This is a genomic window from Odoribacter sp. (genome assembly GCF_985060555.1).
In genome coordinates, this window is sequence record NZ_CFKYFN010000109.1 from 73596 (window position 1) to 95863 (window position 22268).

The 22268-nt window shown below is 44.7% G+C and carries 14 protein-coding genes; 12 read left to right on the top strand and 2 right to left on the bottom strand.

Annotation, left to right across the window (positions count from 1 at the left end):
- Positions 1 to 26: 26 nt before the first annotated feature.
- The 4 genes from AC5RDS_RS14960 to AC5RDS_RS14975 all read left to right on the top strand — a co-directional run bounded on the left by AC5RDS_RS14960 (position 27) and on the right by AC5RDS_RS14975 (position 7495).
- A complete protein-coding gene (locus tag AC5RDS_RS14960; protein WP_195328668.1) occupies positions 27 to 1358 on the top strand; it encodes a glycoside hydrolase family 57 protein in 1332 nt (443 codons plus the stop codon).
- A gap of 324 nt (positions 1359 to 1682) precedes the next feature.
- The gene (gene glgP, locus AC5RDS_RS14965) at positions 1683 to 5927 is read left to right on the top strand and encodes an alpha-glucan family phosphorylase (protein ID WP_118108569.1); all 4245 of its coding nucleotides are present in this window, start codon (positions 1683 to 1685) and stop codon (positions 5925 to 5927) included.
- A 316-nt stretch (positions 5928 to 6243) separates the two neighbouring features.
- Complete coding sequence (locus tag AC5RDS_RS14970; protein WP_013610642.1) at positions 6244 to 6819, top strand: thymidine kinase; 576 nt, start codon at positions 6244 to 6246, stop codon at positions 6817 to 6819.
- Between the two features lie 121 nt (positions 6820 to 6940).
- On the top strand, positions 6941 to 7495 hold the full coding sequence (locus tag AC5RDS_RS14975) for an RNA polymerase sigma-70 factor (protein ID WP_013610643.1): 555 nt from the start codon (positions 6941 to 6943) through the stop codon (positions 7493 to 7495).
- 104 nt (positions 7496 to 7599) lie between these two features.
- On the opposite strand, the gene AC5RDS_RS14980 is transcribed toward AC5RDS_RS14975, so the two are convergent.
- Positions 7600 to 10335, bottom strand: coding sequence for a GH92 family glycosyl hydrolase (locus AC5RDS_RS14980; RefSeq protein ID WP_494222392.1), 2736 nt, complete (start codon positions 10333 to 10335; stop codon positions 7600 to 7602).
- A 552-nt stretch (positions 10336 to 10887) separates the two neighbouring features.
- Here AC5RDS_RS14980 and AC5RDS_RS14985 point away from each other — a divergent pair.
- Positions 10888 to 12078: an acyloxyacyl hydrolase gene (locus AC5RDS_RS14985; RefSeq protein WP_229032404.1), complete on the top strand. Its 1191-nt coding sequence runs from the start codon at positions 10888 to 10890 to the stop codon at positions 12076 to 12078.
- A 150-nt stretch (positions 12079 to 12228) separates the two neighbouring features.
- Here AC5RDS_RS14985 and dnaK read toward each other — a convergent pair whose 3' ends face one another.
- The gene (gene dnaK, locus AC5RDS_RS14990; RefSeq protein ID WP_013610648.1) at positions 12229 to 14148 is read right to left on the bottom strand and encodes a molecular chaperone DnaK; all 1920 of its coding nucleotides are present in this window, start codon (positions 14146 to 14148) and stop codon (positions 12229 to 12231) included.
- A gap of 321 nt (positions 14149 to 14469) precedes the next feature.
- On the opposite strand from dnaK, the gene AC5RDS_RS14995 reads away from it, so the two are divergent.
- The 7 genes from AC5RDS_RS14995 to AC5RDS_RS15025 all read left to right on the top strand — a co-directional run bounded on the left by AC5RDS_RS14995 (position 14470) and on the right by AC5RDS_RS15025 (position 22184).
- Positions 14470 to 15747, top strand: coding sequence for a cysteate synthase (locus tag AC5RDS_RS14995; protein WP_118121852.1), 1278 nt, complete (start codon positions 14470 to 14472; stop codon positions 15745 to 15747).
- A 294-nt stretch (positions 15748 to 16041) separates the two neighbouring features.
- A complete protein-coding gene (locus tag AC5RDS_RS15000) occupies positions 16042 to 17334 on the top strand; it encodes a YihY/virulence factor BrkB family protein (RefSeq protein WP_013610651.1) in 1293 nt (430 codons plus the stop codon).
- A 91-nt stretch (positions 17335 to 17425) separates the two neighbouring features.
- A complete protein-coding gene (locus AC5RDS_RS15005) occupies positions 17426 to 17803 on the top strand; it encodes an START-like domain-containing protein (protein ID WP_013610652.1) in 378 nt (125 codons plus the stop codon).
- A 104-nt stretch (positions 17804 to 17907) separates the two neighbouring features.
- On the top strand, positions 17908 to 19371 hold the full coding sequence (locus AC5RDS_RS15010; protein WP_118108528.1) for an LptF/LptG family permease: 1464 nt from the start codon (positions 17908 to 17910) through the stop codon (positions 19369 to 19371).
- Positions 19358 to 20332 (top strand): methionyl-tRNA formyltransferase, encoded by a 975-nt coding sequence (gene fmt / locus AC5RDS_RS15015; RefSeq protein ID WP_494222393.1) that lies wholly within the window; start codon positions 19358 to 19360, stop codon positions 20330 to 20332. The genes AC5RDS_RS15010 and fmt overlap by 14 nt, the downstream gene beginning before the upstream one ends.
- A gap of 22 nt (positions 20333 to 20354) precedes the next feature.
- Entirely contained in the window at positions 20355 to 20918 is a 564-nt protein-coding gene (locus tag AC5RDS_RS15020) for an RNA polymerase sigma factor (protein ID WP_013610655.1), read from the top strand.
- A 111-nt stretch (positions 20919 to 21029) separates the two neighbouring features.
- Positions 21030 to 22184 (top strand): FecR family protein, encoded by a 1155-nt coding sequence (locus tag AC5RDS_RS15025; protein WP_494222394.1) that lies wholly within the window; start codon positions 21030 to 21032, stop codon positions 22182 to 22184.
- Positions 22185 to 22268: the final 84 nt, after the last annotated feature.

Consider the following 22268-nt stretch of genomic DNA (forward strand, 5'->3'; position numbering starts at 1 on the left):
ACAATAACAATTAAAATATGACTACTATGGATAAGAAAACGTTGTGTTTGTATTTCCAGGTGCATCAACCGATACGTTTAAGAAAATATCATTTTTTCGATATAGGCAAGAATAGCGATTATTACGACGATTTTGCCAATCGTACGATTACCCGTAAAGTGGCCGACCGTTGCTATTTACCGGCCAACCGGATGATGCTGGAGCTGATTCGGAAATACGGAAAGAATTTTAAAGTGAGCTTTTCTATCTCCGGAATGGTTATCGAACAATTCCGTGAATATGCCCCTGAGGTTATCGATAGTTTTAAAGAATTGGTGGCTACCGGATGTGTCGAAATATTGGCCGAAACTTATTCCCATTCCTTGGCTTCGCTGGTGGATGAAGGCGAATTTAAAAAACAGGTGAAACAACATGCTGATCTGATGAAAGAATTATTCGGGGTGAAACCGGTGACTTTCCGGAATACCGAACTGATCTATTCCGACGAGATTGGTGAGATGGTTGCCCGGATGGGATATAAAACGATGCTGACCGAAGGAGCACGGCATATCCTGGGGTGGAAGAGCCCGGATTATGTCTATACCAATTCGATTAATCCGAAATTGAAGCTGTTGCTGAAAAATTTCAGACTAAGCGACGATATCGCTTTCCGTTTTTCCGATAAAGGTTGGGATCAATGGCCGCTGACTGCCGATAAATATGCTTCCTGGCTGAATGCTGCCGACGGAGAGATTGTCAATCTTTTTATGGACTACGAAACTTTGGGAGAACACCAGGGAGGCGATACCGGGATTTTCGATTTTATAGCAGCTCTGCCGGCACAGATTTTTGCTTCTACCAATTTTGAATTTCTGACTCCTAAAGAGGCTGCCGCAAAACATCAACCGGTAGCTCCTTTGCATGTCCCTTACCCGATCTCATGGGCCGATGAAGAACGGGATGTCACTGCCTGGTTGGGAAATGAATTGCAGAATGAAGCTTTCGAGGAACTCTACAAAATGAAAAATAAGGTCAATGCGCTCAAAGATCCGGCACTTACCCATGATTTCGATTGCTTACAGGCTAGCGACCATTTCTATTATATGTGCACCAAGCTATTTTCTGATGGAGCGATACACCAATATTTTACTCCCTACGACACTCCTTACGAGGCATTTATAAATTATATGAATGTGCTGAGCGATTTTATACGGAGGGTAGAAGAAGAAACGGACCGGAAGAAGACAAGACATCCGAAAGAAGAAAAAGAACCGAAAGAAACCCGGAAAGTAATCGAAGCCCCGGAAACTTCGAAGGAAGAAACTCCAAAGACCGGGAGTGAGAAGAAAAAAGCAAGAACGACGACCAAAAAGAAATAAGCTTTTCGGGCTAAGCCGGAAAAAGATCGGTATAATTAGTCCGTAAAGTTCTTCAGGTTACTCCTTCGTTGCTTCAAGTTCATAAAGTGTGTAGAACCTGCGGACGTCTTCTTTATGGGACTTTCGGGTCCGGTCGGCCGTAGAGAAAAGTGCCCGCAAGGTCCGGGGACTTAATAAACTTGATCGCTCATGAACTAAACCGATTCAGGAAAGGCATTGCAGGAACAATGAATTTCCTGAATTTTGATTTTTTAGGTTTTGATTATCAACTTTTTGGATAAAAATATGTACCTTCGGGGCTCATTTAACACACGCAAAAGTAATATGGATAACAATAAATTGAAGAATCCCGCTTACCTTTTTGAAGTAAGTTGGGAAGTTTGTAATAAAGTGGGGGGAATTCATACGGTGATTTCGACCAAAGCCCTCAATATGGAAAAAGAATACAGCAGTAGTCATATTTTAATCGGCCCCGATGTCTGGCGTTATACCGAACAGAATCCTGAATTTATCGACGATCCCCGTTTGTTCAGGTCCTGGCGGCAGAGAGCAGCCCAGGAAGGCTTGCGTATTAAAGTAGGACGGTGGAATGTGGCTGGAAAACCGATTGTCATCCTGGTTGATTTCAGTACGTTCATTACGCAGAAAGATGAAATTTTTGCTTCTTTTTGGGAAAAATATAAACTCGATTCGATTAGTGGTCAATGGGATTACATCGAACCGGCCCTGTTCGGATATGCAGCAGGGAAAGTGATCGAGAGCTTCGTTCGCTTTAATTCTTCTATCCGGCAGCGGATTATCGCCCAATTTCACGAATGGATGACGGGAGCCGGATTATTGTATTTGAAAAGTGCGATGCCTCAGGTGGGATGTGTATTTACCACTCATGCCACCGTGTTGGGCCGTTGTGTAGCCGGGAATAATCTACCCCTGTACAGTGAGATGAAAAATTATGTACCCGAAGAACTGGCACGTCGTTTCAATGTCATTTCCAAACAGTCTCTCGAGAAGACCGCAGCACATCAAGCCGATTGTTTCACTACGGTCAGTGAGATCACGGCTACCGAATGTGCTCATTTTCTGGATAAAGAAGTAGACCTGGTTACTCCCAATGGATTTGAGAATGTCTTTACGCCTTCCGAAGCCGAATGGGAAGGCAAACGAAAGGCCGGAAGAGAAAAATTTCTTCAGGTGGCACAGGCGATTTTGGGGCGTCCCGTAGCCGAAGACGCCTTGATCCTGGGTATCAGTGGACGGTACGAGTTTAAAAACAAAGGAATCGATGTCTTTATCGATGCCATGGGACAATTGAATCGTAACAACGGACTCGGTAAAGAGGTGTTGGCCTTTATTTTGGTACCTGCCGGACATGCCGGTGCAAACAAGGAATTGCTGCATAACCTGGAATTACCTTATCAGGCCGTTACCTCTACAGATCTTTATCTGACACATTATCTCAACGATAGTGCCAACGATCCGGTGATGAACCGTATCCGGGCACAAAAATTGCGTAATTCCGAGGAAGATAAAGTGAAGATCTTCTTCGTTCCCAGTTATCTGAATGGAGATGACGGGGTATTCAATATGCCTTACTATGATTTGCTGGTGGGGATGGATCTGACCGCTTTCCCGTCTTATTACGAGCCTTGGGGATATACTCCGCTCGAAAGTCTGGCGTTTAAAGTGCCTACCATTACGACCACTTTGGCCGGATTCGGACTGTGGGTGAAAGAACATTATAATATGAATCATCCCGGTATAGAAGTTATTCACCGCGAAGACGGTGATGCGTCCAATGTGGCTACGGCTATCGCCGAATGGGTAAAAAATTATACACAGGTCGGAGAAACTGAAATGCAGAAAGACCGGGACAATGCCAAAGATGTTTCCCGGATTGCACTTTGGGATAATCTGATCAATTATTATAAACAGGCTTATACGATCGCTTTGAACCAGGTCAGCGTACGCTTGAAAGACCTGCCTGCCAATATGAACGAATCGGTATCTTATATCGAAAAACAGCTCACGGTGAATAATCCCAGCTGGGTCAGTGTGATGATCCATCGCTCTATTCCCGAAAAACTGATCGCTCTGGAAGAATTATCCAAAAACCTTTGGTGGGCCTGGAATGAAGGTGCTCGTGAATTATTCCGGATGATCGATGTCGATAAATGGAGGGCTTGCGGTCACAATCCGATCATGTTGTTGGATTCGATTTCCCTGGCTCGTTATAAAGAACTGGAAAATGATGCCGGTTTCGTGCATAAACTTGAAGAAGTATATGCTCAGTTTAAAGCCTATATGGCAGCGAAAGAACATATGTCCGGGAATGGGGTTGCTTACTTCAGTATGGAGTATGGTTTGCATACTTCGTTGAAGATCTATTCCGGAGGATTGGGAATCCTGGCCGGTGACTACCTGAAAGAGGCCAGCGATAAAGGGACGAAGATTACGGCTGTCGGTTTATTGTATCGTTATGGTTATTTCACACAGAAATTATCTGCTATGGGTGATCAGGAAGCCGAATACGAAGCTCAGGATTTTATGAAGATCGCCGTAACCCCGGTACGTGACAAGGAAGGTAATTGGGAAACCATCAGTCTGGTATTCCCGGGACGGAATGTATATGCCCGGATCTGGAGGGTCGATGTCGGCCGGATAGAGCTCTATCTGCTGGATACCGATTTCGAAGATAACTTGCCCGAAGACCGGAGTATCACCCACCATCTGTATGGCGGAGATTGGGAAAACCGCTTGAAACAGGAACTTTTGCTCGGGTGTGGAGGTATTCAGGCCTTGCGAAAACTGGGTATCGAAGCTTCTACTTACCATTGCAATGAGGGACATGCTGCTTTCACCGGGCTGGAAAGATTGAAAGAATATATTACCGAGGAACGCCTGACTTTTGCCGAAGCGATCGAAGTGGTGCGGGCATCTTCTTTGTTTACGACTCATACACCTGTACCTGCAGGACATGATGCCTTTTCGGAAAATATGCTGCGTACTTACATCTCTCATTATGCCGATCGGCTGAAAATCTCCTGGGAACAGCTGTTGGGATTAGGAAAAATCAATGTCGCCGATCCGAATGAGAAATTCTCTATGAGCTTCCTTGCGGCTAATCTGGCTCAGGAAATGAATGGGGTTAGCTGGTTGCACGGCGAAGTGAGTAAAGAGATTTTCAAAGGCATGTGGCCGGGATATATGGCCGAGGAGTTGCACATCAGTTATGTGACCAACGGGGTACATTATCCGACTTGGGCGGCTCCCGAATGGAAGAAAATAGAAGAATCTTTGTTCGGTGAAGATTTTAAGAATCATCATTACGATAAGAAATGTTTCGAACAAATCTATACCGTTCCCGATGCTGTCGTATATGAGGTGCGTACCAAATTGCGTAAGCGCCTGATCGATCATGTAAAAGAATTGCTGAAAGACGAGGTGGCTGCTTCTTATTTCACTCCCCGGCAGGTGATTCAGATCCGTGAAACTTTGCGGGACGATATTCTGACCATAGGTTTTGCCCGGCGTTTCGCTACCTACAAGAGGGCTCACCTGTTGTTCCGTAACCTCGAACGCCTGGATGAAATCGTCAATAACCCCAAACATCCGGTGCAGTTTATCTTTGCCGGGAAAGCCCATCCTGCCGATAAAGCCGGACAGGACCTGATCAAACGGATTGTCGAGGTATCCAAATATCCGCAATTCCTGGGTAAGATCATCTTTCTGCCTAACTATGATATGGATCTGGCCAAGAAATTGGTACAAGGGGTTGATGTCTGGATGAATACGCCGACCCGGCCTCAGGAAGCTTCGGGTACCAGTGGCGAAAAGGCTGCTATGAACGGTGTTATGCATTTCTCCGTGCTCGACGGTTGGTGGGTAGAAGGATATCGTAAAGATGCCGGATGGATGCTGCCGATGGAAAGAACTTTCGAAAATCAGGCCATGCAGGATGAATTGGATTCTGAAATGATATATAACATTATCGACGATGAGATCGCTCCTCTGTTCTACGAACGGGATGCTAACGGATTATCACCTAAATGGATCAGCTATATCAAAAATACTATTGCCAGGGTGGCTTCGAATTTTACGACCAACCGGATGCTGGAAGATTATGAAAAACAATATTATGTTCCGATGTCTGCCCGCTATCAGAAGATGATCGAAAATGATTTCGCCATGGCGGCAGAAATTGCCGAATGGAAAAAGAAAATTTCCCGCGAATGGGATAATATCGAGTTAGTCGGATTGGACCTGCCCAATCGTTCCAAACAGATCATCGCTTTGGGGAAATCTTATTACGGAGAGGTGAAACTCGAGATCGGCGAACTCAGTATGCATGAAGTAGGAGTTGAATTGGTGGCTGCCGAACAGAAAGACGGACGCCAGGTTATCCGCGAAAAACACGATTTTATCCCTGTTGAACAAGTGGGTAGTGTGGCCAGATACCGCATCGATGTGACTGCCGACTCTCCGGGATTGCTGATGCTGGCCATCCGTATCTACCCGAAAAGCGAATTACTGCCCCATCGCCAGGACTTTGCTTTGGTAAAATGGCTGTAAGCTGATCGTTCTTTTTTCAGTTATTAAAGTTAAAAAGGTTACAAGAGTTACGAGGGGGCAGAGGTTGAGCCATCTTTGTAACCTTTGTAACTTTTTATTTCGTCTGAAAAGTCAGAAACTTCTAAATCCCTTTTGTTCGCTAAACCGTCCTTCCCGATCGTTCGTTTCAGCGACCGTAAAAAGCATCCGTTGGAACCATTGGCTTTATAAATTCCCCTATTCCGGCAACTTAGCAGATGCCGGTAAATTTTGACAGAAAGAACCGTCCCGGAATCCCTTAATTTTATACTTTTGCACGACTAAAAATGAATCAGGGATGTTTTTGGAGAGTACTAATCGGGCCGGTTGGATAGAGGTGGTTTGCGGTTCTATGTTTTCCGGTAAGACGGAAGAGTTGATCCGGCGGTTGAAGCGGGCACAGTTTGCCCGGCAAAAGGTGGAAATATTTAAACCGAAAATCGATGTGCGTTATTCGGATGAAGATGTGGTATCGCATGACGCGAATACGATTCGTTGTACGCCGGTGGAAAATTCGGGTAATATTTTGTTATTGACCGGAGATGTCGATGTCGTCGGAATCGATGAAGCCCAATTTTTTGATTCTAATATAGTGTCGGTATGTAAAACATTGGCAGATAACGGTATCCGCGTAATAGTCGCTGGGCTGGATATGGATTATACCGGTAAACCTTTCGGGCCGATGCCTGATTTGATGGCTGTGGCCGAATATGTGACGAAAGTACATGCGATCTGTGTCCGTTGCGGGAATTTGGCCCATCATTCCCATCGTCTGTCGGATAATGATAAATTGGTGATGCTGGGAGAAAAGCACGATTATGAACCGATATGCCGGCATTGTTTTAACGAATTAATGAAAAAAGAGCACCAATAACCGGTTGGGCTGCCGAAAATGGGGGACAGAAAAAATGTTTTCTATAAAATAATCCCTTGTTTTAATTATATTTATAAATATCCTTTATTTTTGTTTTCGGAAACAAACAGAAAGAAAGTGGATGGCGCTAAATGAACAGGAAATATTAAGAGGGGTAAATCAAAAGGATTTAAAAGCGTGGGAAACGCTGTATGCCTCTTATTATGCAGCCCTTTGTTCATATGCCGATGGTATTGTAAAAGATTCCGATACGGCTCAGGATATCGTTCAGGATACTTTGATCAGGATCTGGAATTCCGACCGGACCTTTCCGGATATCAAAGAATTGACCTGGTATTTATATCGCTCGACCTACAACAATGCCCTGTTCCATCTTCGTACCCAGGCTTCCCGTCAGAATATTTTACGTAAGATGGTAGCGGAGGAGGTTGAATTACCCGACGAACAATTCGCTTTAACCGTACGGGAAGAATTGATCCGCCAACTCTATGTCTATATAGAAGATCTGCCCGAAGAAAGAAAAAAAATACTTTTGATGAGTATTCAGGGACATTCGGGAAATGAGATTGCCGATCTGCTCGGAATCAGTATTAATACGGTAAAAACCCAAAAGAACCGGGGATTCAAGTATTTGCGTGAAAAGTTAAAAGATTCGGTTTTGTTATTTCTGTTGTAATTGTCTGTTCAGATAGCTGTTTTATATTGAGTTTATAAAATCTGTCGGTGCTATATTTAAGAATAATAAACATCTGTTTTTTTTATGTGAGAATTGAAAAGTTCCTATCTTTGATTCACTGGTCGAGGACTGCGTTTTTTGGGGAAAATTCCCCATTTTTTTGCCGGTTCAGGCCCCATCCATAATTCCAATAGTCCTCCTTTACTAAAGTCGGCATGGGAAAAACGGAAGTCGTGTAACGGTTTTCCGTTGAGACGTGCTTGTCGGATGTAACAGTTGCCGGCCGAATTATGATAGGTTTGAATGACGAATTTTCCTTTTTCATAATAACGATCGTCGAGTGTGATTTCGATCCGGTCGAAAATCGGAGAAGTGATTTCATAAGAGGGATTCTGATCCACATTTCCTGTCAGGCTAAATAGCCCGATAGCCATCAGTGCGCTGATACCTCCCATCTGTCCCTGATCTTCGTCATGCCCGCCGTATCCTCTGTCGGGAGTGACTGCTCCGTAAGCTTGTGCTCTGACTCTTCTGACCCAGTATTGTGTCAGCCAAGGCTTACCGGCCCAGCTGAATACGTGGGCGTTGGACACTCCGGGTTGGTTGGCATAGCTGATGTAGCCTCCCGAATAACCGTATACAAAGTCATCGTCGGCAGCTTGTTCGAAAGCATAATTCAATTTATCGCATAATACGTCTTTTCCTCCCATTAGTTCGATCAGATCCGGGATGCCGTGTGATACCGACCAGGTGGCTTGCCAGGCGTTGGCTTCGACCCAGCCGTCACCGCTCAACGGATTCCGGTGCTTCCAGTTACCTTGACGGTCTTTGGGGAAGATCAGTTTTTTTTCAGGGTCGAAAAGTTGTTTCCAGCCTTGGGAGCGTTTCAGAAAATAAGTGGCTTCTTCTGGGTAGCCCAGCTGCTGTGCCATTTGCGAGAGAGCCCAATCCTGAAAATTTGCTTCGATAGTGATACCTGCATTGTCGGCATAATAACCGTTTTCGAGATAGAAATCATCGATTCCGAGCATTCCTCCCGGCATATGGTTACGTTTCATCACAGTGAAAGCGTGCCGGGCTTCGGTCTTCTTCAAAAGTCCTTTCATGTAAGCCGATACGATCAGGTTGGTTGCCGGACACCCCGTCATAATCCGGGAATAACCTCCTCCGCATGGCCCCCGGGGTAATAATCCGCCATTATCGGCATATTGTATCAGACAGGCGGCGAAATCATCCAATACCGAAGGCCAGGCAAGTCCCCAAAGTATATTCAGGTTCCATTGGGTCAGCCAGAAAGCATCCGAGTTGTACATATGAAATTTTGATTCTCCCGTTGTGTTTTTAGGGAGGGTACGGATAATAAATTCCTGGCCTGTACGATCCGGATAATCTCCTGAAACATCGTCTAATTTATGGCGTCCCAACAGGACATGCCACAGATCGGTATAGAATTTTATACGCTGATGGGCATCGCCTCCCTGAACCTGGATCCTGGATAAGGTTTCTTCCCATTCACGGCGGGCATCCCGGCGTATGGCATCGAAATCCCAATGGGCACATTCATGTGCTAAATTGTGACGGGCATTTTCGATATTGGTATATGAGATTGCGATCTTTACTTGAAGTTCTTCTCCTTTCTTGAGCCGATGGAGGGCTTGAATCCCTGCTGTAGGTGCGTCATAATAGGTCATCCCGGCATTTCGTGGTGTGGCTTGGGAATTGACCTTTAATCCGGTGACAGCTTTGGTCGTCAGAGAATCGTCCCAACTGTCGAGCCGGTCGAAAGGTTTATCGAAATGCATGACAAAGTAGATCTTCACTTCTTCAGGACCACCCCATAATCTTCCGACTGTACTGACAGAACCTTCCAGTTCTGCCGGGCCCGTCTGCCGGACTTCGGCATCGGTCATCGTCGAAGTACCTGTAAATCCGCCCAGATTGAGGAGTGTATTCGAAAGGCAGTCTTCGGTATATTTCATCCGGTAGAAACCGACCCGGTCGGTACAGGTTTGTTCTACCCAAAGTTTGTAATCGTTCAGGAATACACGGTGGTAACCCGGTTGTACAAGTTCTTCGTTATGAGAGAATCGGGATTTCCAACCTTGTTCGCCCTTGGTGGGATCGATATCACCGGTGGCAGGCATGAGAGTGATACCGGAAAGCATCCAGCAATGCACCTGAGGGAATCCTAAGATTTCTGTCGAATTGTAATTATAACCTCCTCCGTATTGATTTTTATTCCGGGTCATCGGTGCCGCACTTAACATGCCGAAAGGCCTGCTGCCGGTTACAAAAAAGAAATAGCGTCCACGGGCCGATTCGATATAGGGATCGACATAAGAAACATAATCCGGGTAATCCTGAGGAGAGGGGAAGACTTCTATTTCCGAAAGTCCCAGGGTAGGTCCGTCACCGTCGGTGACTTCGAATCTCAGGCGTTTGGTGGTTTTGGGGGCGAATTCGACGACTTTAGCTGTCCCGTCGTTGGGAATAGTGTTGACAGGCAGTCGGCTACCGTCATCGAAATGAATGGTAATACCTGCTGTATGAATTTGTTGTGAAGGTCTGTCATACAAATGGATGCGATCGATACTCCGTGGGGTATCCCATTCGAGTTCTAGCCAGGGATAGTCGATCGAGCCGTAAAATGAAACGCTGCTGTTGGAAGCCCATTCTCCCTGATCCTGAATGCAGATAATACCGTCTGTAACGTGCTGGCATTCATAACCGGGTACCGAAGAAGATGCTTTTACTTTTGCTGCAGGAGCGATATTGTCGGGGCCGGCGGATACATATAGCGGAATAAGGGCGACGAGAAATAATCCGATTATTCTTTTCATATTTTGTTATTTTCAGCCGATAGTTTAAATTATATATGTATATACATATTATGATATGTGCAAACATACTGTTTTTTTTTGAAAAAATGAATTCTTTTTGTATATTTCACAAATTAACGTGTCTCTTTTCTGAATTTTATTAGACAATTATATACATATTTACACTAATAAACGTAGGTTCGTTACTTATTCGTCTCCGGTGTTCGTGTTTGGAGACCCGGTCGCTTCTGTCGGTCGTCTGGCTTTTTCTTTCACTGACCGGCGGAACTCCTCACTCCGTTCGTCGGTGAAGGAACTCCTTACCGGACCGTTCCAGACGAACCGGTCTGACGGGATAAAACCCGGAATCGGAATAGAAAGAAAAAAATTAAACCTACGTTTGTAAGTGTAAATATGTATATAACTGTCAAAATTTAATGGTGCAGGGGGGATTATATTGGACTGCTATTACTATATTTGCGTGCATTAAAAATAGTGAAGACTTACCTATGAAATCAGGATTGATATATGAATAAGGTTGGGCGGATTCAGAAAGTTATCGTTTTGTCGGGTATGGTGATGGTTGGGGTGGTTGCGTCCGTTTTCGGGCAGACGGAGGATAGTTTGGCTAATAGGCTGCCCCGTCGGTTCGTTCATGGCCTGGGAGTAGAAGCAAGACCCGAATATGTTTTTCCTACTCATCCTTTTTTGAGGGGAGAAAATCCGGAGCGGAAACTGATTCGCGGAGCTTTTTCTACTCATTTTAAATATGCGCTTCATTATCAGCCCGGAAGTATTTACGATCGGATTTATGGGAATGTTTATCAGGGAATCGGATTGGGCTGTTATTCGTTTGGAGAATCCCGGCAAATCGGTAATCCTGTTGCCTTTTATCTGTTTCAGGGAGCACGTATCGCCCGGATTTGTCCATGGCTGTCGTTTAATTACGAATGGAATTTCGGATTGTCTGGCGGCTGGAAACCCTATGATGAACAGTATAATTCTTACAATAAGATGGTGGGATCGAAGATCAATGCTTATCTCAATGCTAATTTTTATCTGCGTTGGGCACTTTCTCCCCGTTTAAGTCTGACTTCGGGAGTCACTTTGACCCATTTTTCAAATGGAAATACAAATTTCCCCAATGCAGGGGTGAATACCCTTGGGGGAAAACTCGGTGTAGAATATAATTTTTACCGGAAAGAAGATCTGACCTCTTTACATGCAGCCGCTTCTTATCATATTCCTCCTTTTCAGCGGCATGTCAGTTATGATTTTGTATTTTTCGGTTCATGGCGGCGGAAAGGAATCTGGATGCAGGAAGGGCAATATCCGTTACCCGAGTCTTATCCGGTTTTTGGATTTAATTTTGCCCCTATGTATAACGTCGACTATAAACTTCGGCTAGGTGTTTCTTTGGATGGAGTATATGATGGAAGTGCAAATTTGTATCTTTCCGATGAGGTATATGGAGACATCGATAAGTCACAAATCAGGCGGCCTGCTCTTTATAATCAATTTGCCCTGGGTATGTCGGGGCGGGTAGAGTATGTCATGCCTTTTTTTACCGTAGGGATCGGTATGGGTACTAATTTTATCGGAAAAGGCGATCTGAGGGCTTTTTATCAAATGTTGACTTTGAAAATAGCCATGTCACGGGATACTTTTTTACATGTGGGTTATAACCTCCAGAAATTTCACGACCCCAATTTCCTGATGTTGGGAATCGGTTTCCGTTTCAACAGTAAATATGCCGCATTTTAAATTTTTACCCGGGACCATTGTTATCGCATAACTGAAAACTATCGTAAAAATTGCTGATAATAACGAAAGATTGAGAATATTAGTAAAATAAAAAGGAGTGCAATTATTTTACACTCCTTTTCTTATTTATCGTTTCAGATAGTTGCTATCTTACTTCACTTCTTCAAAGTCTACGTCGGTGACTTCCTGGTCTTTTCCGCCATTGTTCGGCTGACCGGCATTCGGGTTACCCTGAGGACCTTGCTGTGCACCGCCCTGCTGTTGTTGAGCCTGAGCGTTGTACATTTCCTGTGAAGCAGCCTGAAAGACACTGTTCAGTTTGTCGATGGCGCTGTTGATGCGGGCGACATCCTGAGCTTTATGAGCTTCTTTCAGTTCTTGCAGAGCAGATTCGATCGGCGCCTTCTTGTCGGCCGGCAATTTGTCTCCGAACTCTTTCAGTTGTTTTTCGGTCTGGAAGATCATAGAGTCTGCTTTATTGATCGTATCGACCTTTTCTTTTTCTTGCTGGTCGGAGGCTGCATTAGCAGCTGCTTCGTCTTTCATCCGTTTGATTTCGGCATCGGACAGACCGGAAGAAGCTTCGATCCGGATAGATTGCTCTTTACCGGTGGCTTTATCTTTGGCTGAAACATTCAGGATACCGTTGGCGTCGATATCGAAAGTGACTTCGATCTGAGGTACTCCACGCGGTGCTGGCGGAATGCTGTCCAAATGGAAGCGGCCGATCGTTTTATTGTCGCGGGCCATCGGACGTTCACCCTGTAAGATATGGATTTCTACAGAAGGCTGGTTGTCAGCTGCCGTAGAGAATACTTCCGATTTTTTAGTCGGGATGGTCGTGTTGGCTTCGATCAGTTTGGTCATTACACCGCCCAGTGTTTCGATTCCCAATGACAGCGGAGTAACGTCCAGCAACAAGACGTCTTTTACTTCTCCGGTCAGTACACCTCCCTGGATAGCTGCCCCTACCGCTACTACTTCGTCCGGGTTAACACCTTTCGAAGGAGCTTTTCCGAAGAATTCCTGTACTTTCTGCTGAACGGCAGGGATACGGGTTGAACCACCAACCAGAATCACTTCGTCGATATCGGAAGCTTTCATGTTGGCATCTTGCAGGGCTTTCCGACAGGGTTCGATCGTTGCCTGGATCAGACTGTCGCATAATTGTTCGAACTGAGCACGGGTCAGCGTACGTACCAGATGCTTTGGAATTCCGTTGACCGGGAATATGTACGGCAGATTGATTTCTGTAGAAGTTGAACTGGACAATTCGATTTTTGCCTTTTCAGCAGCTTCTTTCAACCGTTGGTGAGCCATCGGGTCTTTACGGATGTCTACCCCTTCGTCTTTCTGGAATTCGTCAGCCAGCCAGTTGATGATCTTATCGTCGAAATCATCCCCACCTAAATGGGTATCTCCATTAGTCGATTTTACTTCGAATACCCCGTCACCCAATTCCAGAATGGAGATATCGAATGTTCCACCCCCGAGGTCGAATACTGCGATTTTCTGATCCTGGGACTTTTTATCCAAACCATATGCCAAAGCGGCAGCTGTCGGTTCATTGATGATACGTTTTACAGTCAAACCTGCAATTTCTCCTGCTTCTTTCGTTGCCTGGCGCTGTGCATCGTTGAAATAAGCCGGAACGGTGATGACTGCTTCAGATACTTCCTGACCCAGATAATCTTCTGCCGTTTTCTTCATTTTCTGCAAAATCATGGCAGAAATTTCCTGTGGGGAATACTGACGATTGTCGATCACTACCCGGGGAGTATTGTTGTCACCTCTCACCACTTCATAAGCTACTCGTTTGATTTCGTTCTGTACCTGATCGAAACTTTCACCCATGAAACGTTTGATCGAGTATATCGTTTTTTTCGGATTGGTGATAGCCTGACGTTTGGCCGGATCACCTACTTTCCGTTCGCCGTTGTCTACAAAAGCTACAATTGAAGGGGTAGTACGCCGACCTTCACTGTTTGGTATTACTACCGGTTCGTTACCTTCCATTACAGCAACGCATGAGTTGGTAGTTCCTAAGTCAATTCCTATAATCTTTCCCATAATGTTAATGTATTTTATTTACTTACTTACTATTCGTTTTTACCTATTATTCGTTTTCGGTGTGTCTGAGGTTTTGATTCAAACACATTTATTTTTTATCAAATGGCATGCCAGTGCTTTTCTCCGGATTATTTTTGTAAAAATGGCGGTTTTTTTATAAAAATGGTGAAGGGGTATGGCAGGAAAAACTGTCAGAACGGCAGTTGCCGGTCCGGTAAATCTGTTACATAAACAAAAAAGTAGTATTTATACCCAACTTCGGCTATTAGAAATAACTTATTTTTGTAAGTTGTAAATAGTAATAAAGTGAAGACACTAGAAATGACTGATTATGTACTTGAATCCCGATGTTGTGGGACAAAGTTCGCAGATGAAAAATGGGAGTTGGATTGCCCGAATCGGGATGGCGCAGCTTTGATTTTTGCCAACTATGCAAAGAAACAACTGGAGGTGAAAGAAAATCTTCCGGGATTGTATAAATATTCCGATTGGTTACCTGTTTGTCGGACACTGGACGGTTCCGGAGCACCTGTCACATACAAAAGTGAAGGTCTGGCCGGCGAATTGGGATTGTCGGATTTGTATATCACTTTTAACGGGTATTGGCCTGAAAAGGGGGCTCTGATGAGGACAGGGGCTTTCAAGGAATGTGAGGCTTATGCGGTTTGTGCCCGGATCAATGACTTGAACGATAAAGTGATGGTGGTGGCTTCGGCCGGTAATACCGCTCGGGCTTTTGCACGGGTTTGTTCCGAAAATAATATTCCTTTGTTACTATGTATTCCGCAGGATTGTATCGATGCCATGTGGTCGGCTAAACCGTTGAATCCTTGTGTGAAATTGGTCGCTACCGAAAGAGGAAGCGATTATTTCGATGCTATTTACCTGTCGAATATTATTTGTGAATTAGATAAGTTTTATCCGGAAGGAGGAGCGAAAAACGTTGCCCGGCGCGATGGAATGGGGACGACAGTACTTTCTGCCGTTACCACGATCGGACGGATTCCGGATTATTATTTTCAGGCTGTCGGAAGCGGAACAGGGGCGATCGCTGCCTGGGAGGCAAACAAACGGTTTATCGTAGATGGTCGTTACGGAAATAACCTGATGAAATTGATGGTGTCACAAAATATTCCGTTTACTCCGATGTATGATGCCTGGAAGGCCGGATCGCGGGCTCTTTTGCCGGTTGACGATACGATTGCCCGTAAGCAGGCAGAAGAAATATGTGCTAAAGTACTTTCTAACCGTAAACCTCCTTATTCGTTGAAAGGAGGATTGTTCGACGCGCTTACTGAAACCGGCGGAGATATGTTTGCCATATCGAATGAAGAGGCGATGGAAGGTATGGTCTTGTTCGAACGCACTGAAGGGATCGATATCGAACCGGCCGCAGGAGTTGCAGTGGCTTCCCTGAAGCAAGCCATTCGTACCGGAGCTGTCGAAACCGATGCTGTGATTATGCTGAATATTACAGGCGGAGGTATCGCAAAATTTAAAAAAGAAAATAAAGTGGTTTATAAACAGCCCGATTGTGTCTTTGCACTCGATACAGATCCCGATACAATTAAAGAAACTGTGATGGAATTGTTTATTTGATCCTGCCGGAGGAGAAAACCGATTAAAGTTTTTTCCCTTAAACAGGATCGTGGTAGAATGGAATAGGTTTATAAAGTCCGTAAAGTGCCCTGGCACCTGTGGGGCTTCTTTTTAGTTACAGAGGTTCGGAGAGTTACTGTGGTTTTAGAGGTTAAGTCTAACTGCTGTAACTTTTCGAACCTCTGTAATGATTTAAATGTCGATCTTTTTTCTGGCCAACTTTGTAACCTCGTTATTGTACACTACAGGTATTGAATTTTGTTTTATCTTTGCTGCATAAATCATACATAGGTCATGAAACACAGGAATAATCTGAAACGATTTTTGTATTTGGATTTTTATTACTCGGTTTTGCGCCGGGATTGGCGGATTTCCACTTTTCTTTCCGATCTTGTTTTGAAAACAGTGGCTGTTGTCATTGTCTCGATCGATCGTTTTATTAAAGATGCTTCGATGATCTCAGCTTCTGCTTTAACATTTTATTCTACGCTTTCTTTTATTCCTGTCGTTGCCCTGATTTTAGCTATCGCCCGTGGATTCGGTGCTGCAAAGGCATTCGAAGATTGGCTCAAAGAGCAATCTTATACCAATCCCGATGTGATGCAATGGGTGATGAATATTGCGAATAAAGCCTTGGATAATACGCAGGGAGGTGTGATTGCAGGTTTTGGTATTGTTTTACTCCTCTGGTCGGTTATCCGGATGCTTTCCAGTACCGAACTGGCTATGAACCGGATTTGGGGGGTGAAGAAGGGACGGAGTCTGGTAAAAAAATTTACCGATTACATGTCGATTCTGTTTATCGCTCCGATCCTGGTCGTATTGATCAGTAGTATGAATGTTTTTATGATGGCTAATTTGCAGGAATATGCCATGGACGAAGGATTATTGAGTTATGCCAGTGCTGCTTTGAAAGCTATTCTGACTTTGATACCCTATATCTTGGTATGGTTTCTTTTCGTATTTCTTTATATGTTCATGCCCACTACACCTGTGAAATTCAAATATGCTTTGGTGGCCGGTATTGTTGCCGGTACTGTTTTTCAAATTGTACAATGGTTCTATTTGCGTTTCCAGATCGGTGTGAGCTCGTATAATGCGATTTATGGTGGATTGGCCGCTTTGCCTCTTTTATTGGTGTGGTTACAGTTGAGTTGGAGTATCGTTTTGTGGGGAACGGAGCTGTGTTATATTATGCGCAACCGCCATTTCTTGTACCGGAATGCAATGAATGCGGATAATAAATGGGTGGATAACGTTGAAGTGACGTTGCGGATGTTGCGATATATTTCCGATTTGTATATTCATGGACAAGGAAGTCCTACGCTGGCTATGGTTTGTAAAAGACTCCGAATGAGTTCCAGTAAAGTCAGAGTAATCCTACAGGAATTGGTAGATCATAAAATCCTGGTCGAAGTAAAAGAAGACGATGATGTTTCTTATTTCCCGGCAGTGGATTTTCATCGTCTTTCTGTGGCGGATATTATTAATCGCTTATCTCATTTGGATCAGAATAAAGGTGAAGAATGGAAAGTCAGATTGGTTGGGGCAGTCAGACAGGAATTCGGTCAGGATACCTTTGCTTGAGCCTGATTTGCTCTCCTGAGCGAATGCTATTTTTTTCGGTCTGTTTGGTACTTATATTTTTTTTGAGTAATTTGGCTCAAAATTTAGAAATATGAGAAGAAAGATAGAGTTAGAGTACATTTTTTCGTCTTCTGTAAAAGTCTTGTTTTCTCGTTTAAGTACCCCTGCCGGTTTATCGGAATGGTTTGCAGATGACGTATTCCAAAAAGGTAATCAGTTTATTTTTATATGGAATGGTAGTGAGCAGCCGGCTACGCTCGTAGAATTGAAAAGTAATGCCGTGGTGAGGTTTCGGTGGGATGATGCAGAAGAGGAAGATGAATATTTTGAATTTAATATACATGTGGAGCCCTTGACCGGAGATGTAGCGCTGATTATTACCGATTTTGCCGATGAAGACGAAGTCAACGATACGATAGAGTTATGGAATAAACAAATGGATATCCTGCACCGGAACCTGGGGGCCTGATCTATACGGTTTTTGATGACCGGAGAGAGAGTATTGTAAACAAAAAAACGTACCTTTGTACCTGTTTTGAAGATTTTGATAATGTACAGGTTACTTATTGGCAAATGAAGAAACTACATATATTTATGCTCAAAAGCTTTATCGGGCCTTTTGTAGCTACTTTTTTCATCAGTATGTTCGTCTTGATTATGCAGTTTCTTTGGCGTATGATAGACGAAATCGTAGGAAAAGGATTAGAGTTTACGGTAATTGCCGAGTTATTGATTTATGTGGCGACCACTTTGGTACCCATGGCATTGCCGTTGGCAGTATTGCTTTCATCGATCATGACCTTCGGAAGTTTGGGAGAAAATTATGAGTTGATCGCCTTAAAATCAGCAGGTATTTCTCTCTACCGGATTATGAAACCTTTGATTATCCTGATTATATGCCTCACAGTATTCGCTTTTGTCTTTTCGAACAATATCCTTCCGGTGGCGAACCTTAAATTTTATAGCCTGCTTTACGATATCCGGAAACAAAAACCGGAGATGTCGTTTAAAGAAGGGATCTTTACGAACGATTTGGAAGGATATAGTATTAAAATCGATAAGATCAATAAAGAAACCGGCATGATGTATAACATGCTGATATACGAACATAAGGACGGTTCCGGGAATTATGATGTTACCAAAGCCGATTCCGGGATGATGATCAGTGATGCAAAAAGTAATCTGATGGAACTGGTCTTGTATAATGGCCATTCTTATACAGATGAGGGAATGAAGAATCCCGGTTCCCGTAAAACATTTCCTTTCAGAAGATTAAAGTTCGATAAGGAAACCGTATTGATCGAATTGCCGGGAACTGACCTGAAACGAAGCGACGAAGACGGATTTCGTTCTTATTCGATGATGCTGAATCTCAAACAATTGAGTCATTCGATCGATTCGGCACGAGCTGCATTGAAAGTGAGAAAAGCAGGAGATACGAAGAAATTATTGGCGAATAATTATCAAAGAAGCAAAAGTCCCAGTCCGCAACGGGATAGTATACTGGCCGATCAAAGCCGGGGAAAGTTCAGTGATCCCGACAGCCTTTTTACTGCTTTTGATATTGAAGAACAACGTCGGGCGGTCGATAATGCCCTGCAATATGCCAGAGAGGTAAAACAACGGAACCAGGACGATCTTCATTATTATGTGGCTCAGCAAGAGAATGTAATAAAGAGTCAATTGGAATGGCATCGTAAATTCACCTTATCTTTTGCCTGCTTTATTTTTTTCTTTATCGGTGCTCCCCTGGGGGCTATTATCCGGAAAGGGGGATTAGGAATGCCGGTGGTGGTTTCCGTGCTTTTGTTTATCATCTATTATATTATTTCGATGATGGGAGAAAGGTCGGCCAGGGAGGCTGTTATCTCTCCGGCTGCCGGGATGTGGATTTCTGCCTTTATTCTGTTGCCTTTGGGAATTATACTGACTTATAAATCCGTGACCGATTCCGAGATGATGAATACAGAAGCTTACACAAGAGTCTTTAAGAAATTGATTGCCTTTATAAAAAAGAAGAAAAATGCCAAGTCATAAGTTGCGTATCGTCTATATGGGTACTCCCGATTTTGCTGTCCTGCCCTTGAAAAGAATTATAGAGGCTGGATTCCAGGTTGTAGGAGTCGTTACTAATCCTGATAAACCGGCCGGTAGAGGACAACAGCTTCAGGAATCCGCAGTTAAAAAATACGCCCGGGAAATCGGCCTGAAGATTCTGCAACCCGAGAAATTCAGGGATCCCGATTTTTTACAGGCGCTGGCAGAGCTAAAAGCCGATTTGCAATTAGTTGTGGCATTTAAGATGTTGCCCGAAGTGGTTTGGAATATGCCTCCCTTAGGGACGGTGAATCTGCATGCTTCTCTGCTGCCGGATTACCGGGGAGCGGCACCGATAAACCGGGCCGTAATGAATGGGGAAACCTGCTCCGGGGTGACGACTTTCCTTTTAAAGCAGGAGATAGATACCGGCAATATTATTTTTCAGGAAAAGGTGGAAATCGGCGAGGAGATGACCGCCGGAGAATTGCATGACGAACTGATGGAGAAAGGGGCGGACTTGTTGCTGAAAACCGTGCAGGCGATGGAGGCAGGGGACTATCCGTTGACCGACCAGTGTGGATTGCTGCGGGGGCGCGAAGCGGTACTCGCTCCGAAGATATTCAAAGAAGACATGAAAATCCGTTGGAACGGGAAACTGGAAACCATCTGTAACCATATCCGGGGCTTGTCGCCTTTTCCCGGGGCATGGACGGAATTACAGGCTGTCGGGAAGGATGGCGGAGTGTTGACACTTAAAATATTTAAAGCCGCCAGGATACGGCAGGGCCATAATCTGCTCGCGGGGGAAGTCCGTACCGATGGAAAAACCTTTTTTGATGTATATGTGGAGGGAGGTATCGTTCGTGTGCTGGAGTTGCAGTTGTCAGGAAAAAAAAGAATGCGGACGGAGGACTTTCTGAGGGGATTCCGGTTGGAAGACTATCGGTTAGTGTGGTAAAGCGAACGATAGTGCCGGAAATATGGATGCAAGTCGGATATTGGAAGCGGTAAACGAGAAGAAGGAGGAACTTTGGCAGGAAGTTTTCGGCTGCTATTACGCGGCTTTATGCTCTTATGCCGGGCGTTTGGTGCAGGACCCGGTCATTGCCGAAGATTTGGTGCAGGACATTTTGTTGTATGTTTGGAACGGAGAACGAAAATTTCTTCAGATAGACGAGCTGACCAATTACCTTTACCGGGCTGTTTATAATCGGTCGATGATGTGGTTACGCCGCGAAAAGTGTAAATCCAGGCATCTGAACCGGTTGATGCTGGAAAACGATCCGGAATCCGATGAAATGTTTATGGCGACTGTCCGTGAAGAGTTGCTCCGGCAATTGTATCTTTATATTGATGAATTGCCGTCCGAACAGCGTAAGGTCATCCGGCTGAGCATAGATGGATTGTCCGTCAATGAAATTGCCGAAAAGTTGGGCATATCCGTCAACACGGTAAAAACCCATAAAAAGCGTAGCTTTAAACAATTGCGCGGGAAAATGAGAGGGGACGCCAGCGTGTTCTGGTTGGCGTTTTTCTTGTCTTGAAAACTTAAATAATATCCCTCCTTATAAAATACCTTCTTTTTCAAAAAAAATCAGTTTTCTTGTCACCCTTTTTCATTTGTTATGCACAATAGGTATAAAAATGAAAAAATAATGGATAAAAGTGTTGAAAAAACGGTGACTTTATTTCGGAAATCCTATGCGGGAAGACTCACGGCAGATGAGCGGGCGGAGATGGCGTGTTTGTTAGAGGACGAGAGTATGCGGCGGTTGTATGAGGAGGTGGGGGATGATGAGTACCTGATAGGAGAATTCCGGCAGTATGTCGGTTGGGAACCTGTACGGGGCTACCGGAAGTTCCGGAAGAATATGCGGCGGCAGAGCATCCGAAGAAACCTCATTCGTTTGTCAGTGGCGGCCAGTCTGCTCATGGCCTTAGGTGTAGTATGGTTGTTAGTGAAACAGGACAGACCGGAAGTCAGCGTGAAAATGGCGGAAACCGTGGTGGAGCCGGGTACCTGCCGGGCCTTTTTGCAATTAAGCAGCGGCGAGCGGATTGTTTTGGAAAAATCGGGACAACGGGATTTGCAGGAAACGGCCGGGAGTATCCGGATAGATTCGGGTAAAGTGGTTTATTCCGCCCCGGTGGCGTCGCAGCCGGAAAACGTGGTTTACAATACCTTATCCATACCCAATGGCGGGGAATACCGTTTGCTGCTTGCCGACGGTAGCGCCGTGCATCTGAATGCCGGGTCGGAACTTTGCTACCCGGTGGCTTTTGCGGCGGCGGAAAGAAAAGTATATCTGAAAGGCGAGGCCTGGTTTGAAGTGGCAAAAGATGCGGAGCGTCCGTTTTATGTGGAAACGGACGAGGTGAGCATCCGGGTGTATGGCACTGCTTTTAATGTGAATACCCATGGCCTCCGGGCAACGGAAACGGTATTGGTGGAGGGAGAAATCGGTATTTCCGGAAAGGGAAGTACCGGAGAGTGGCGGATGCGTCCGGGGCAGCTGGCCGCTTGCGACCATCATAGCGGGGAAATCACTTTCCGGGAAGTGGATATCCGGAAGTACACCGCCTGGAAAAACGGGGAATTTTGCTTTAACGACGACACCTTGGAGGAGATTCTCGAAGAGTTGGGACGCTGGTATGATGTAAAAGTAATTTTTCAGTCGGCCGGGAAGAAAGACATCCGGTTTTCGGGCCATCTGAAACGGTATGAAAATATCCGGAAAATTCTCGGAGCCATTTCGGAATCCACAGGGATTGTTTTCCAGGTCGGCGACCGTATGATTGTGGTGGAATAAAATAAGAGAAGTGTCCCCACACTTCCCTTATCAAGATAGGTTTGCTACGGGACGGCTGTCATCCGTTCGGTAGCCATGTTTAAT

Excerpts from the sequence above, each read along its gene's own strand:
- AC5RDS_RS14960 (WP_195328668.1), top strand. The coding sequence starts at position 27 with ATGGATAAGAAAACGTTGTGTTTGTATTTCCAGGTGCATCAACCGATA.
- glgP (WP_118108569.1), top strand. The coding sequence starts at position 1,683 with ATGGATAACAATAAATTGAAGAATCCCGCTTACCTTTTTGAAGTAAGT.
- AC5RDS_RS14970 (WP_013610642.1), top strand. The coding sequence starts at position 6,244 with ATGTTTTTGGAGAGTACTAATCGGGCCGGTTGGATAGAGGTGGTTTGC.
- AC5RDS_RS14975 (WP_013610643.1), top strand. The coding sequence starts at position 6,941 with ATGGCGCTAAATGAACAGGAAATATTAAGAGGGGTAAATCAAAAGGAT.
- AC5RDS_RS14980 (WP_494222392.1), bottom strand. The coding sequence starts at position 10,335 with ATGAAAAGAATAATCGGATTATTTCTCGTCGCCCTTATTCCGCTATAT.
- AC5RDS_RS14985 (WP_229032404.1), top strand. The coding sequence starts at position 10,888 with ATGGTGATGGTTGGGGTGGTTGCGTCCGTTTTCGGGCAGACGGAGGAT.
- dnaK (WP_013610648.1), bottom strand. The coding sequence starts at position 14,148 with ATGGGAAAGATTATAGGAATTGACTTAGGAACTACCAACTCATGCGTT.
- AC5RDS_RS14995 (WP_118121852.1), top strand. The coding sequence starts at position 14,470 with ATGACTGATTATGTACTTGAATCCCGATGTTGTGGGACAAAGTTCGCA.
- AC5RDS_RS15000 (WP_013610651.1), top strand. The coding sequence starts at position 16,042 with ATGAAACACAGGAATAATCTGAAACGATTTTTGTATTTGGATTTTTAT.
- AC5RDS_RS15005 (WP_013610652.1), top strand. The coding sequence starts at position 17,426 with ATGAGAAGAAAGATAGAGTTAGAGTACATTTTTTCGTCTTCTGTAAAA.
- AC5RDS_RS15010 (WP_118108528.1), top strand. The coding sequence starts at position 17,908 with ATGAAGAAACTACATATATTTATGCTCAAAAGCTTTATCGGGCCTTTT.
- fmt (WP_494222393.1), top strand. The coding sequence starts at position 19,358 with ATGCCAAGTCATAAGTTGCGTATCGTCTATATGGGTACTCCCGATTTT.
- AC5RDS_RS15020 (WP_013610655.1), top strand. The coding sequence starts at position 20,355 with ATGGATGCAAGTCGGATATTGGAAGCGGTAAACGAGAAGAAGGAGGAA.
- AC5RDS_RS15025 (WP_494222394.1), top strand. The coding sequence starts at position 21,030 with ATGGATAAAAGTGTTGAAAAAACGGTGACTTTATTTCGGAAATCCTAT.